General features: G+C 64.5%; 15 protein-coding genes. 8 read left to right on the top strand and 7 right to left on the bottom strand.

The features are described 5' to 3' along the window. Positions 1-13: 13 nt before the first annotated feature. Positions 14-652 carry an endonuclease III gene (gene nth / locus PI990_RS07815; RefSeq protein ID WP_021219178.1) on the top strand — a complete coding sequence of 213 codons (639 nt, stop codon included), beginning with the start codon at positions 14-16 and terminating at the stop codon, positions 650-652. Between the two features lie 107 nt (positions 653-759). After that, on the top strand, positions 760-939 hold the full coding sequence (locus tag PI990_RS07810; RefSeq protein WP_021219177.1) for a PA3496 family putative envelope integrity protein: 180 nt from the start codon (positions 760-762) through the stop codon (positions 937-939). Positions 940-1,127: 188 nt separating this feature from the next. Here PI990_RS07810 and gloA read toward each other — a convergent pair whose 3' ends face one another. From gloA to PI990_RS07795, 3 genes are all read right to left on the bottom strand, one after another. Further along, positions 1,128-1,520, bottom strand: coding sequence for a lactoylglutathione lyase (gene gloA / locus PI990_RS07805; protein ID WP_021222776.1), 393 nt, complete (start codon positions 1,518-1,520; stop codon positions 1,128-1,130). A gap of 122 nt (positions 1,521-1,642) precedes the next feature. Then, positions 1,643-2,860: an argininosuccinate synthase gene (locus tag PI990_RS07800; RefSeq protein WP_271660283.1), complete on the bottom strand. Its 1,218-nt coding sequence runs from the start codon at positions 2,858-2,860 to the stop codon at positions 1,643-1,645. A gap of 127 nt (positions 2,861-2,987) precedes the next feature. Further along, positions 2,988-3,929, bottom strand: coding sequence for a flagellar protein MotY (locus tag PI990_RS07795; protein ID WP_374981999.1), 942 nt, complete (start codon positions 3,927-3,929; stop codon positions 2,988-2,990). A 227-nt stretch (positions 3,930-4,156) separates the two neighbouring features. On the opposite strand from PI990_RS07795, the gene pyrC reads away from it, so the two are divergent. From pyrC to bfr, 4 genes are all read left to right on the top strand, one after another. After that, entirely contained in the window at positions 4,157-5,203 is a 1,047-nt protein-coding gene (gene pyrC / locus PI990_RS07790; RefSeq protein ID WP_271660282.1) for a dihydroorotase, read from the top strand. Continuing rightward, positions 5,200-5,874, top strand: a complete 675-nt coding sequence (gene rnt, locus PI990_RS07785; RefSeq protein WP_021222780.1) for a ribonuclease T — start codon at positions 5,200-5,202, stop codon at positions 5,872-5,874. Before pyrC ends, rnt begins: the two co-directional genes overlap by 4 nt. A 271-nt stretch (positions 5,875-6,145) precedes the next feature. Then, on the top strand, positions 6,146-6,364 hold the full coding sequence (locus tag PI990_RS07780) for a bacterioferritin-associated ferredoxin (protein WP_021222781.1): 219 nt from the start codon (positions 6,146-6,148) through the stop codon (positions 6,362-6,364). A gap of 198 nt (positions 6,365-6,562) precedes the next feature. Further along, on the top strand, positions 6,563-7,033 hold the full coding sequence (gene bfr, locus PI990_RS07775; RefSeq protein ID WP_021222782.1) for a bacterioferritin: 471 nt from the start codon (positions 6,563-6,565) through the stop codon (positions 7,031-7,033). Positions 7,034-7,094: 61 nt separating this feature from the next. On the opposite strand, the gene grxD is transcribed toward bfr, so the two are convergent. From grxD to PI990_RS07760, 3 genes are all read right to left on the bottom strand, one after another. Further along, a complete protein-coding gene (grxD, locus tag PI990_RS07770; protein WP_031289067.1) occupies positions 7,095-7,427 on the bottom strand; it encodes a Grx4 family monothiol glutaredoxin in 333 nt (110 codons plus the stop codon). A 96-nt stretch (positions 7,428-7,523) separates the two neighbouring features. Then, positions 7,524-9,632, bottom strand: coding sequence for a molybdopterin oxidoreductase family protein (locus tag PI990_RS07765; RefSeq protein WP_184491577.1), 2,109 nt, complete (start codon positions 9,630-9,632; stop codon positions 7,524-7,526). 137 nt (positions 9,633-9,769) lie between these two features. Beyond that, the gene (locus PI990_RS07760; RefSeq protein WP_043242824.1) at positions 9,770-10,207 is read right to left on the bottom strand and encodes a hypothetical protein; all 438 of its coding nucleotides are present in this window, start codon (positions 10,205-10,207) and stop codon (positions 9,770-9,772) included. A 472-nt stretch (positions 10,208-10,679) separates the two neighbouring features. Here PI990_RS07760 and argF point away from each other — a divergent pair, with 472 nt between their 5' ends. Both argF and PI990_RS07750 read left to right on the top strand, forming a co-directional pair. Next, complete coding sequence (gene argF / locus PI990_RS07755) at positions 10,680-11,597, top strand: ornithine carbamoyltransferase (RefSeq protein WP_271660281.1); 918 nt, start codon at positions 10,680-10,682, stop codon at positions 11,595-11,597. After that, positions 11,594-12,703, top strand: a complete 1,110-nt coding sequence (locus PI990_RS07750; RefSeq protein ID WP_271660280.1) for an ABC transporter ATP-binding protein — start codon at positions 11,594-11,596, stop codon at positions 12,701-12,703. The genes argF and PI990_RS07750 overlap by 4 nt, the downstream gene beginning before the upstream one ends. Here PI990_RS07750 and PI990_RS07745 read toward each other — a convergent pair. Beyond that, positions 12,685-13,755, bottom strand: a complete 1,071-nt coding sequence (locus PI990_RS07745; protein ID WP_271660279.1) for a GGDEF domain-containing protein — start codon at positions 13,753-13,755, stop codon at positions 12,685-12,687. The two genes, PI990_RS07750 and PI990_RS07745, sit on opposite strands and share 19 nt — an antisense overlap. Between the last annotated feature and the right edge of the window lie 34 nt (positions 13,756-13,789).

Raw genomic sequence — 13,789 nt, 5'->3', positions numbered from 1 at the left:
GAAGCCGTCGACCATGAATGCCGCCAAACGCCTGGAAATCTTCCGCCGCCTGCATGAGGACAACCCTGAGCCCAAGACCGAACTGGCCTATTCCTCGCCCTTCGAGTTGCTGATAGCGGTAATCCTCTCCGCCCAGGCCACCGACGTCGGGGTGAACAAGGCCACGGCCAAGCTGTTCCCGGTAGCCAACACGCCGGAGGCCATTCATGCCCTGGGCGTGGAGGGGCTGTCGGAGTACATCAAGACCATCGGCCTGTACAACAGCAAGGCGAAGAACGTCATCGAGACCTGCCGCATTCTCGTGGAGAAGCACGGCAGCCAGGTGCCGGACGAGCGCGAGGCGCTGGAGGCCCTGCCCGGCGTCGGCCGCAAGACCGCCAACGTGGTGCTCAACACCGCCTTCCGCCAGCTGGCCATGGCGGTGGACACGCACATCTTCCGCGTCAGCAACCGCACCGGCATCGCCCCCGGCAAGAACGTGCTGGAGGTGGAGAAGAAGCTGCTCAAATTCGTACCAAGGGATTACCTGCTCGACGCGCACCATTGGCTGATCCTGCATGGACGTTATGTCTGTGTGGCCCGCAAGCCGCGCTGTGGCGCCTGTCGAATCGAAGACCTGTGCGAATACAAGGCGAAAACCTCGGACGATTGAGGCTTCATTGAACGGCTCGATGCTTCGATTGAAAAAATCTTTTTTACCGGCCCCTGCTTTGTCGCTATAAGGTGCGCCAATAGCGCCCCGCATCGTGGAGTGACCGTATGAGCACAGCCAAAGAAGAGATCGAGACCGAGGAAGACTTCGTCGTCGAGGACGCTGATGATGGCGAGGCTCCGGTCGAGGTTGCCAAGACCAACCTGACCAAGCGCCGCATCATCGACAACTACCTGGAAGAGCGCCGCCTGCAGAAGCAGTTGTCCGATTACGATTTCGACCTCTGATGTGAAGCCACCCGAAAGCCCCGCCGATGCGGGGCTTTTTGTTGGCCGGGTTTCACCTAGGTTGGCGTCGAGCCTGCGAGGCCCAACGGTGCCGGGCTGAACATCGCTGCGTTGGGCTTCGTGCCTCAGCCCAACCTACAGACGAAAAAAAGCCCCGCATTGGCGGGGCTTCTTCAGGCGCCTGGCGCTCAGTCGTTGCGCGAGGGCGAGAGCAGTTCGATCTTGTAGCCGTCCGGGTCTTCGACGAAGGCGAGGATGCTGGTGCCGTGCTTCATCGGGCCCGGCTCGCGGGTGATCTTGCCGCCACGGGCGCGAATGTCTTCGCAGGCCTTGTAGACATCGGCCACTTCCAGGGCGATGTGGCCGTAGCCGGTGCCCAACTCGTACTTGTCCACACCCCAGTTGTAGGTCAGCTCGATGACGCTGTTCTCGGCTTCGTTGCCGTAGCCGACGAACGCCAGGGTGAACTGGCCGTCCGGGTAGTCCTTGCGACGCAGCAGGGTCATGCCCAGGACTTCGGTGTAGAAGGCGATGGATGTGTCCATGTCGCCGACGCGCAGCATGGTATGCAGCAGTCGCATCTCGGTTTCTCCTCATTGGCTTGAAACGACAAGCCCCGGCTCGTGACCGGGGCTTGGAAGGCAGCTTAAAGCCACAAGCCCGAAGCGGGAAGTCTTCCAGCTTCAGGCTCTCGGCTTCCAGCTCAAAACAGCTTGCGGCCCTTGCCGGCGGCGATGCGCATGCGCAGGGCGTTGAGCTTGATGAAGCCCGCCGCGTCCGCCTGGTTGTAGGCGCCGCCGTCTTCCTCGAAGGTCGCGATGTTGGCATCGAACAGCGAGTCGTCGGACTTGCGGCCGACCACGATGACGTTGCCCTTGTAGAGCTTCAGGCGTACTACGCCGTTCACGTTGCTCTGCGAGGCGTCGATCATCTGCTGCAGCATCAGGCGCTCGGGGCTCCACCAGTAGCCGGTGTAGATCAGGCTGGCGTACTTGGGCATCAGCTCGTCTTTCAGGTGGGCCACTTCGCGGTCCAGGGTGATCGACTCGATGGCGCGGTGGGCGCGCAGCATGATGGTGCCGCCGGGGGTCTCGTAGCAGCCACGGGACTTCATGCCGACATAGCGGTTCTCGACGATGTCGAGGCGGCCGATGCCGTTCTCGCCACCGATGCGGTTCAGCTCGGTCAGCACCTGGGCCGGGGACATGTCCTTGCCGTCGATGGCGACGATGTCACCGGCGCGGTAGGTCAGTTCGATGTAGGTGGGGGTGTCCGGCGCCGCTTCCGGCGACTTGGTCCACTTCCACATGTCTTCTTCGTGCTCGGTCCAGGTGTCTTCCAGCACGCCGCCTTCATAGGAGATGTGCAGCAGGTTGGCGTCCATGGAGTACGGCGACTTCTTCTTGCCGTGGCGCTCGATCGGGATGGCGTGCTTCTCGGCATAGTCCATCAGCTTCTCGCGGGACAGCAGGTCCCACTCGCGCCAGGGGGCGATCACCTTCACGCCCGGCTTCAGCGCATAGGCGCCCAGCTCGAAGCGGACCTGGTCGTTGCCCTTGCCGGTGGCGCCGTGGGAGATGGCGTCGGCGCCGGTCTCGTTGGCGATCTCGATGAGGCGCTTGGCGATCAGCGGGCGGGCGATGGAAGTACCCAGCAGGTACTCGCCTTCGTAGATGGTGTTGGCGCGGAACATCGGGAACACGAAGTCGCGGACGAATTCTTCGCGCAGGTCGTCGATGTAGATTTCCTTGACGCCCATGGCCTGGGCCTTGGCACGGGCCGGCTCGACCTCTTCGCCCTGACCGAGGTCGGCGGTGAAGGTCACCACTTCGCAGTTATAGGTATCTTGCAGCCACTTGAGGATTACCGAGGTGTCCAGGCCACCGGAATACGCCAGGACAACCTTCTTTACGTCCGCCATGCCATCAACTCCACGGGGTTGTGCGAAAAACCCGTGATTCTACTGACCCTGGAGGCCAAATTACAGGGGCGCGACAGGCAATGACGACCAAGCGACAGATTCTTTCGTCGAATCGACCCGGGCGGGCTCAGGACGCCGCGCCCTGGGTGGCCTTGTCGGCCTCGGGGATGATCGGCGCAGGGGCCGCTGCCGGCGCTTCGGCGGGAGGCGGTGCTTCGGCTTCGCGGGACAGGGCGAGGGTGACGCGACGGTTCTTCGCCCGGTTGGCTTCGTTGCTGTTGGGCACCAGCGGGTAGCGCTCGCCATGGAAGCGCATGACCATGTGCGACTCGGGAATGCCGTTGGCCTTGAAGTAGTCGTACACCGCCAGGGCGCGGCGGCGCGAGAGGTCGCGGTTGGTCAGGCGATTGCCGGCGTTGTCGGAGTGACCGTCGATCTCGATGTGGTTCACGCTGGGATCGGCCTTGAGGTAGTCGAGGATGATCTCCAGCCGCGCACGGCCCATTTCGTCAAGTGCCGTGCCGCCGCCCGGGAAGGCGAGCTGGGCATTCTTGATCTGGTCGAAGTTCACCGGCAGCAACTTGGTGGTGCAGGCGAGGTAGTCGTTGTAGGCCTTGTTGAAGTTCACCGGCAGCAGGCGCACTTCCATGGCTTCGCCGCCCTGCAGGGTGCGGTGGCGTACCAGCGGGCTGCGCCCTTCCAGCAGGCCGGTGAGCAGGCGCCCACCCTGGAGCTGGCTGCTGTTGAACGGGACTTCGCCATTGCCGACGCTGACGGCACCGAGGTTGATGTCGCCACGTCCGGGCTGCCAGGGGGCGGCAGCGGCCAGCAGGGTGGCCGAACCGGCGCCCATCCAGCGCTCGCGGGCCTTGAGACGGAAGGTCACCTGCTCGCCGGCGCGGCGCACGAACTCACCACTGCCGAAATCGGTGATCGGTTGCGACAGGCGGCACTCGAACTTGTCGCCCTCGACCGCCCATTCGGCCTTCTCCAGGCGGGTCTGGAAGGTAATGGCCATGGCCGGAAGGCTGGCGAACAGGCTGAGCAGGGCGACATAGCACTGGCGCACGACGGCGGGCTCCACGGGAAATTTCTGCACTCCCCAGGGCTATCGGTGGCGGCCTGCAAAACTTGAGTGGATTCGCCGTATCCGTTCGTTGCCCGCAGCGCCGCCGCAGGGCCTTCGCTGTCACACCGTGAAAAAACCGCCGACGCCTTGAAACACAAGCCCCGCGTGCCCCGAAAAAGCTTTTCCGGTAGCATGCACGACGAGTTTTGCCCGCCTGGAAGCCCCCCATGTCCGACCGTTTGACCTTGCTGCGCCCCGACGACTGGCACATCCATCTGCGCGATGGTGCCGTGCTGTCCCACACAGTCGCCGATGCCGCGCGCACCTTTGGCCGCGCCATCATCATGCCCAACCTGGTGCCCCCGGTGCGCAACGCCGAAGAGGCCGACGCCTATCGCCAGCGCATCCTCGCCGCACGCCCTGCCGGCAGCCGCTTCGAGCCGCTGATGGTGCTTTACCTCACCGACCGCACCCGCCCCGAGGACATCCGCGCGGCCAAGGCTTCCGGCTTCGTCCATGCCGCCAAGCTGTACCCGGCCGGCGCGACCACCAACTCGGACTCGGGCGTCACCCGCATCGACACCATCTTCCCGGCCCTGGAGGCCATGGCCGAAGTCGGCATGCTGCTGCTGGTCCACGGTGAAGTGACCCGTGGCGATGTTGACGTGTTCGACCGCGAGAAGATCTTCATCGACGAGCACCTGCGCCGCGTGGTCGAGCGTTTCCCGACCCTGAAGGTGGTCTTCGAGCACATCACCACCCGCGACGCCGTGCAGTTCGTGGAGGCCGCCTCGGCCAACGTCGGCGCGACCATCACCGCCCACCACCTGCTGTACAACCGCAACCACATGCTGGTCGGCGGCATCCGCCCGCACTTCTATTGCCTGCCGATCCTCAAGCGCAACACCCACCAGGAAGCCCTGCTGGATGCGGCCACCAGCGACAGCACGCGCTTCTTCCTCGGCACCGACTCGGCGCCCCACGCCAAGCACGCCAAGGAAGCCGCCTGCGGCTGCGCCGGCTGCTACACCGCCTATGCAGCCATCGAGCTGTATGCCGAGGCCTTCGAGCAGCGCAACGCCCTGCACAAGCTGGAAGCCTTCGCCAGCAAGAACGGCCCGGACTTCTACGGCCTGCCGCGCAACACCGACAGCATCATCCTGGTCCGTGAAGAATGGACCGCCCCCGCAAGCCTGCCCCTGGGCGAGCAGACCGTAATCCCGCTGCGCGCTGGCGAGAAGCTGCGCTGGCGCCTGCTGGAGAAAAACGCGTGAGCGAAGACCTGTACGACGACGAGCTCGACGGCAGCCTGCCCCAAGGCCCTCGCCACCCCATGGCCGCCCGCTTCCGCGGCTACCTGCCCGTGGTGGTGGACGTGGAGACCGGCGGTTTCAATGCCGCCACCGACGCCCTGCTGGAGATCGCGGCGACCACCATCGCCATGGACGAACAGGGCTTCCTCTACCCGGACCACACCCACTTCTTCCGCATCGAGCCGTTCGAAGGCGCCAACATCGAACAGGCGGCGCTGGAGTTCACCGGCATCAAGCTCGACCACCCGCTGCGCATGGCGGTGAGCGAAGAGCACGCGCTGAATGAAATCTTCCGGGGCCTGCGCAAGTCGATCAAGGCCAGCGGCTGCAAGCGCGCCATCCTCGTGGGGCACAACAGCAGCTTCGACCTGGGCTTCCTCAATGCGGCCGTGAACCGCACCGGGCTCAAGCGCAACCCCTTCCACCCCTTCTCCAGCTTCGACACCGCCACCCTCGCCGGCCTCGCCTACGGGCAGACCGTCCTGGCCAAGGCCTGCCAGGTGGCCGGCATCGAGTTCGACGGCCGCGAAGCCCACTCCGCGCGCTACGACACCGAGAAGACCGCCGAGCTGTTCTGCGGCATCGTCAACCGCTGGAAGGAAATGGGCGGCTGGATGGAAGACGACGACTGAGGTCGCGTTATCCACAGCGTCTCTATAAGGAAGCCCGGCCGATGCCGGGCTTTCTTTTGCCTGGGTTGTAGGGTGCCCCGTAGGTTGGCGACGAGTGCAGCGAGGCCCAACGTCGCGGAGCTCGGAATCGCACCACCGGACCTGGCACCTCGCCCTGATTTAAGGCCCGGACCGCTCTGGAATGCAGCCTGACGGACGGACTTTGACAATCATTCTCATTCTGATTAGTATCGCTTTCCATCAAGCCCACTACCGAGCGTTGAGCCCACCCATGTACGTCTGTCTCTGCCAAGGTGTCACTGACGGCCACATTCGTGATGCGATCTATGAAGGCTGCTGCAGCTACCGCGAGGTCCGCGAGACCCTCGGCGTAGGCACCCAATGCGGCAAATGCGCCTGCCTCGCCAAGCAGGTGGTGCGTGAAACCCTCACCGAAGTACAGAGCAGCCAGGCCGCCCTCGCCTATCCCGCGACCTTCGTGCCTGCCTGATACAAATTGGTTTTTGAAGAACCGGACCTAGCGTCCGGTTTTTTATGCCAATAATTCAAGCAGTTAGCGCCAAGACGCGGAATCTAAACGTTCTTATTCACATTCAAATTCTCTTACTAATCAATAACTTACGTTGACTTTGCCGGGCGACTGGATAAAATTCGATCACTTCCACCCCTTTGCACGGCAGGACTCCACATGAAAGGCGACAAGAAAGTCATCCAGCATCTCAACAAGATCCTCGGCAACGAACTTGTGGCCATCAACCAGTACTTCCTGCATGCCCGCATGTACGAGGACTGGGGCCTGGAGAAGCTCGGCAAGCACGAGTACCACGAGTCCATCGACGAGATGAAACACGCCGACAAGCTCATTAAGCGCATCCTCTTCCTGGAAGGCATCCCCAACCTGCAGGACCTGGGCAAGCTGATGATCGGCGAGAACACCAAGGAAATGCTCGCCAGCGACCTGAAGCTGGAACTGACCGCCGTACCGGACCTGAAAGCCGCCATCGCCTACTGCGAGAGCGTCGGTGACTACGGCACCCGCGAACTGCTCGAAGACATCCTCGAGTCCGAGGAAGAGCACATCGACTGGCTGGAAACCCAGCTGGGCCTGATCGACAAGGTCGGCCTGGAGAACTACCTGCAGTCGCAGATGGACGAGTAAAACGTCCGGACATGAAAAAGCCCCGCATCTGCGGGGCTTTTCTTTTGGAGCGGGAGCGGTATCAGGCGCTGGCGCCGGACTTGCTCACTGCGTCCTTGATCAGTTGCTGAAGCTCGCCCTTGTCGAACATCTCGGCAAGGATGTCGCTACCGCCGACCAGCTCACCGCCCACCCAGAGTTGGGGGAAAGTCGGCCAGTTGGCGTAGGTGGGCAGGTTGGCGCGGATTTCCGGGTTCTGCAGGATGTCGACATAGGCGAACTTCTCGCCACAGCCCATGACCACCTGCGCGGCACGCGCGGAGAAGCCGCACTGCGGGGCATTCGGCGAGCCCTTCATGTACAGCAGTACGGTGTTGTTGGCGATCTGCTCTTTGATGGTTTCGATGATATCCATGGCTACCTCGGCTGAACGTTCCGACTCGTCGGTCGGCAGGATGGCGGCATTGTAACGGAAGTCCGAGCACAACGCTCGGGCTTGCCCCTACGACTTTCAGGCAGCCACCACCTCCACCGGCACCCCATTCAGCGCGGCATTGCCGGAGACTGCATCCAGCTGCCGTTCGTCGGTCAGGTCGTTGGCGCTGGCTCCGGGCTGCTCGCTGGCGATGCCCATCATCACCCCGGGCCGCGCATGGCCCCAGCCATGGGGCAGGCTGACGACGCCGGGCATCATCTCCTCGCTGGCCGCCACCTCCACCTCGATCATCCCCACCCGCGAACGCACCCGCACCCGCTGCCCGTCCACCAACCCGCGACGCTCCAGGTCGCCCGGATTCATCAGCAGCTGATGACGTGGCTTGCCCTTCACCAGGCGGTGGTAGTTGTGCATCCAGGAGTTGTTGCTGCGCACGTGGCGCCGGCCGATGAGCACCAGCTCGCCTTCCGCCGGCAGCTGCTGGGCGGCGAAACGGCCCAGGTCGCCGAGGAAGATCGACGGTGCGCCGACCACGCGCTTGTCAGCCGTTTTCAAGCGCCCCGCCAGGTTGGGCTTGAGCGGGCCCAGGTCCAGCCCATGGGGGAAATCACCCAGGCGCTGCACCGAGAGCTTGTGCTCGGAACGATCGCCGTAGGGGCCGAAACGCAGGCCCATGTCGATCATCTGCTTCGGCTCCAGGGTCGGCTTCAGCTCGACGCTGGTGCGTGCGGCGAAGGCCTGGGCCAGGCCGACGAAGATCTCCCAGTCGTGCAGGGCGCCCTGGGGCTTGGCCAGCACCGGCTCGTTGAAGCGGGTGACGTTGCGCACCGCGAAGACGTTGAAGGTGGTGTCGTAGTGATCGTGCTCCAGCGGCGCGGTGGGCGGCAGGATCAGGTCGGCGTAGCGCGTCGTCTCGTTGATGTAGAGGTCGATGCTGAGCATGAAGTCCAGGCCGTCCAGGGCCTGCTCCAGGCGCCGCCCGTTGGGGGTGGACAGCACCGGGTTGCCGGCCACCGTCACCAGCGCACGGATCTGCCCATCGCCCGGGGTCAGCATCTCTTCGGCCAGGGCCGAGACGGGCAGCTCGCCGCCGTATTCCGGCAACCCGGAAACGCGGCTCTGCCAGCGGTTGAAATGCCCGCCGCCAGTGGTCGCCACCAGGTCCACCGCCGGCTCGGTGCAGAGCACGCCGCCGACGCTGTCGACGTTGCCGGTGACCAGGTTGATCAACTGGATCAGCCACTGGCAGAGGCTGCCGAAGGCCTGGGTGGAAACCCCCATGCGCCCGTAGCAGACGGCGCTTTCGGCGGCGGCGAAGTCCCGCGCCAGCTGGCGGATGGCCGCGGCGTCGATGCCGCAACGGGGGCCCATGGTCTCGGCGGTGAAGCCGCTGATGGCGCGGCGCACTTCATCCAGCCCGTCGACGGCCAGGTGGGTGCCGCGGCCCAGGTTCTCCTCGAACAGGGTGTTGAGCAGCGCCAGCAGCAACGCGGCATCCTGGCCGGGGCGCACGAACAGGTGCTGGTCGGCGATGGCCGCCGTCTCGCTGCGGCGCGGGTCCACCACCACCAGGCGGCCGCCGCGCGCCTTGATGGCCTTCAGGCGCTTCTCCACGTCGGGCACGGTCATGATGCTGCCGTTGGACGCCAGCGGGTTGCCGCCGAGGATCAGCATGAAATCGGTATGGTCGATATCGGGGATGGGGATCAGCAGGCCATGGCCGTACATCTGCTGGCTCACCAGGTGGTGGGGCAGCTGGTCCACCGAGGTCGCGGAGAAGCGGCTGCGGGTCTTCAGCAGGCCGAGGAAGTAGTTGCTGTGGGTCATCAGCCCGTAGTTGTGCACGCTGGGGTTGCCCTGGTACACCGCCACCGCGTTGTTGCCGTGGCGGGCCTGGATCTCGGCCAGGCGCTCGGCAACCATGGCGAAGGCTTCATCCCAGCCGATGGGCTGCCACTCGCTGCCGGCGCGGCGCATGGGCTGGCGCAGGCGGTCGGGGTCGTTCTGGATGTCCTGCAAGGCCACCGCCTTGGGGCAGATATGGCCTCGGCTGAAGCTGTCCTGGGCATCGCCCTTGATGGAGAGGATGTGGCGGGAGCCGTCGTCCCGGTCCTCGGTTTCGATGGTCAGCCCGCAGATGGCTTCGCAGAGATGGCATGCACGGTGGTGAACGGACTTGGTCATGGCCTTGCCTCATGTTCTTGTGTCGAGACGACCGGTCGGGTCGCAAGAGCAGAACTATGGAAGCAGATCGATCGGTCGGCCAGTAGATTCAACGATATGAATCGGCAGGCATCAGGCCTGCCGATTCGCTTCGCGGGTCAGCGGATGGACTGGATGGTGCCCTTGTTGCCGGTCACCTTGGCGCTCACTTTCTTGAAGACGAAATAGTCCTGGATGGTGAGCTCGTAGCGCGGCGCCACGATCAGGTCGGCACCCGAGGACTTGACGGCCTTGAACGCGGCAGCGGATTTCACCGCCGAGATGGGATCGGGCCCGAAAGGCAGGCTGCCACCGGCATCACCGCCATAGACCACGCCATCGGCGAACTGGGAATCGCCGCCGAACTGCAGGAAGTGGAACAGGATGTTCACTTCGGACTGCCCGCTGATCGGCTCACCTACCGCCACGTCGGCCTTCAGGCCGGTCTTGACGTTGCCGTTGAGCGGAGCGCTCGGCTGGCTGACGTTGTAGGTGCTGCAACCGGTCATACCGCCAATAGCGACGACCAGGGCGGCAGGTGCGAGGAACTTCTTCATTGGTATCTCCATGATCAGAACATGCTGGCCGGGCCCAACATCCGTAAGCGGACCCTGCCCCCGAAACCGAGTGATTTCGAGGTGGCACACGCTAGCAACGCGCCCTGAGCCGCATAAGTTCATGCAGGCTGATTTGTCCCTTGGAAATTTCCCAAACCCCACCTTTTCGCCGAATTTCCTCGCATTCGGCCAGGCGTTCGTGCCATCCCCTTCGGCCGCGATCCCAGACCGCACGCCTTGCCTATCGGCCAGGGTGGTTCCCGCCCCCCCTCGCCCAGCCGCCGGCAAAGACGCCGGCACCTCTCTGGCACGGGCCCCTCGAGGCACTGGTTGGCAGAGTGCGACAATTCCTTATAAGATCGCGCCTCCCCCTATTCCGTCGCCCCGTGCGGCTTAGCCCGCCGGTCCCGCCTGCTTTTCCCTGAAAAAACCGACCAGGACCCGCGGCCAGAGGCAAAAAAGGTAGTCAGCAATGAGCGCAAGGCATTTTCTCTCCCTGATGGATTGCACCCCCCAGGAGCTGAGCAGCCTGATCCGTCGAGCCATCGAGCTGAAGGACCTGCGCCACCGAGGCGTCCCCTACGAGCCCCTGAAGAGCCGTGTGCTGGGCATGATCTTCGAGAAGGCCTCCACCCGTACCCGCCTCTCCTTCGAGGCCGGGATGATCCAGCTCGGTGGCCAGGCGATCTTCCTCTCGCCCCGCGACACCCAGCTGGGCCGTGGCGAGCCGATCAGCGATTGCGCCATCGTCATGTCGCGCATGCTCGATGCGGTGATGATCCGTACCTTCGCCCACAGCAAGCTGGTGGAGTTCGCCGAGAACTCCCGCGTGCCGGTGATCAACGGCCTCTCCGACGACCTGCACCCCTGCCAGTTGCTGGCCGACATGCAGACCTTCCAGGAACACCGCGGCGCCATCCAGGGCAAGACCGTGGCCTGGATCGGCGATGGCAACAACATGTGCAACACCTATATAGAAGCGGCGATCCAGTTCGACTTCCGCCTCAACGTCGCCTGCCCGGAAGGCTTCGAGCCCAACCCGGCGTTCCTCGCCCAGGCCGGCGACCGCGTGCAGGTACTGCGTGACCCGCGCGAGGCAGTACGCGGCGCCCACCTGGTGAGCACCGACGTGTGGACCTCCATGGGCCAGGAAGAAGAGACCGCGCGGCGCCTGGCGCTGTTCAAGCCCTACCAGGTGAACCAGGCGCTGCTTGCGCTGGCCGATGAAGCGGTTATCTTCATGCACTGCCTGCCGGCGCACCGGGGCGAGGAAATCAGCACTGACCTGCTCGACGACCCGCGTTCCGTGGCCTGGGACCAGGCAGAAAACCGCCTGCATGCGCAAAAGGCGCTGCTGGAATTCCTCGTCGAACACGCGTCCCGAGCATGAGCCACGAACTGCTTCTAAACCTGCGCAACCTGAGCTGCGGCTACCAGGACCAGCGCGTCGTACAGAACCTCAACCTGCACCTCAACGCCGGCGACATCGGTTGCCTGCTGGGGCCCTCGGGTTGCGGCAAGACCACCACCCTGCGCGCCATCGCCGGTTTCGAGCCGGTGTTCGAAGGCGAGATCGAGCTGGCCGGTGAGGTCATCTCCAGGGCCGGTTTCACCCTGGCCCCGGAAAAACGCCGCATCGGCATGGTGTTCCAGGACTACGCGCTGTTCCCCCACCTCACCGTGGAAGAGAACATCGCCTTCGGCATCCGCAAGCACCCCGAGCGCGAGCGCATCACCGGTGAGCTGCTGGAGCTGGTCAAGCTCGGCCAACTGGCCAGGCGCTACCCCAACGAACTCTCCGGCGGCCAGCAGCAACGCGTCTCCCTGGCCCGCGCCCTGGCCCCCGAGCCGGCGCTGCTGCTGCTCGACGAACCCTTCTCCAACCTCGATGGCGAGCTGCGCCGTCGCCTCAGCCTCGAGGTGCGCGACATCCTCAAGGCCCGTGGCACCAGCGCCGTGCTGGTCACCCATGACCAGGAAGAAGCCTTTGCAGTGAGCGACCAGGTCGGCGTGTTCAACAACGGCAACCTGGAGCAGTGGGACACCCCCTACAACCTCTACCACGAGCCGGCGACCCCCTTCGTCGCCAGCTTCGTCGGCCAGGGCTACTTCATCCGTGGCCAGCAGGTGTGCCCGGACACGGTGCAGACCGAACTCGGCCTGATCCGTGGCAACCGCGCCTACGCCTGGCCGGAAGGCAGCGCGGTGGACGTGCTGCTGCGCCCCGACGACATCGTCCCGGCGCCCGAGGGTGGGCTCAATGCCCTGGTGACCGGCAAGACCTTCCTCGGTGCCGCCACCCTGTACCGCCTGCAACTGCCCACCGGCACCCAGCTGGAAGCCATTTTCCCCAGCCACGCCGACCACCAGCCCGGCCAGCACGTGGGCATCCGCGTGGCCGCCGATCACCTGGTGGTGTTCCCCGCCCATGGCAGCGTCGCCGCCCAGGCCGCGATGCAGGACGAGGGCGTGCGCCGCTACAGCACCGCGAGCTGATCGCGGCCGCTGTGCTTGGCCTCGTAAAGCGCCATATCGACCCGTAGCAGGCTTTCCTCCCAGGATTCGCCGGGTCGATAGGCGCTGACCCCCAGGGACAGCGTCAGCCTCAACCCCGGGCATTCGTCCCAGTGCGCCGCACGCACCTTGGCCTGCAAGCGTTCCAGCATCACCTCGGCCCCCGCCTCGTTGGTGCGCGAAAGCACCAGCAGGAATTCCTCGCCCCCCAGCCGCGCGACGAAGTCCACATCCCGCACCGACTCCTGCAACATCTTCGACAGCTGGCGCAGCACCGCGTCGCCACAGCCGTGGCCATAGCGATCGTTGACGTTCTTGAAGTAGTCCAGGTCCACCAGGCAGAGCACGAAGCCGTAGTCGCCGCGATCGGCCAGGGCTTTCTGCTGGGCGAGGATTTCCTTGGTGAAGCGGCGGTTGTAGAGGCCCGTGAGTTCGTCGGTGATGGCCAGCTTCTGGATGCTCTCCAAGGCCAGGCGCAAGTCGTTGTTGCGCTGCACAAGGCTGCGCCGCAGGCCGTTCATCTCCAGGGAGAGCAGGCCGACGCCGGTCAGCAGCACGAAGAACTCCACCGCCTGGATCGCCTCGCTGTGCAGGTCCAGCTCCCGGCCCGAGGCGACCAGCGAGCTGATCAGCAACGCGTAGCACACGGCCGTCAGCAGGATCACCAGCAAAAAGCCGCGCAACAGCAGGCGGAAGGTGCCGAACATCAGCACCAGCAGCACCGTCATCAAAAACAGCAGGCGCAGCTCGCCGGCATGGTAGGCGGTGGCGAAGATCACGCAGATCGCCCAGCTCATCAGCGGCAGCGTCAGGCTGGGATCATGGAAGCGCAGGTTGAGGTTGCTGCGCACCAGGGCCAGGAACGCCAGGCAACTGAGCCCGACCAGGCCCGTGAGCAAGAGCATGCCGCCCAGGCTCAGGCCCAGGTAGCCGGCGGCATGCGCCGACCAGCACAACAGCAGGAACAACAACGATGCACCACTGGCCAGCGATACCCTTCGCAGGCGCAGCAGCTGATGTCGGGAGGGCTGCATGGGCTCCCCTTCTATAACGATGAATGGCCGGGAG

The organism is Pseudomonas sp. TUM22785 (assembly GCF_028198105.1).
GTDB classification, from domain to species: Bacteria; Pseudomonadota; Gammaproteobacteria; order Pseudomonadales; family Pseudomonadaceae; genus Metapseudomonas; species Metapseudomonas solani.
The sequence above is the reverse complement of the archived record's forward strand: the minus strand, read 5'-3'. Positions and strand labels throughout refer to the sequence as shown.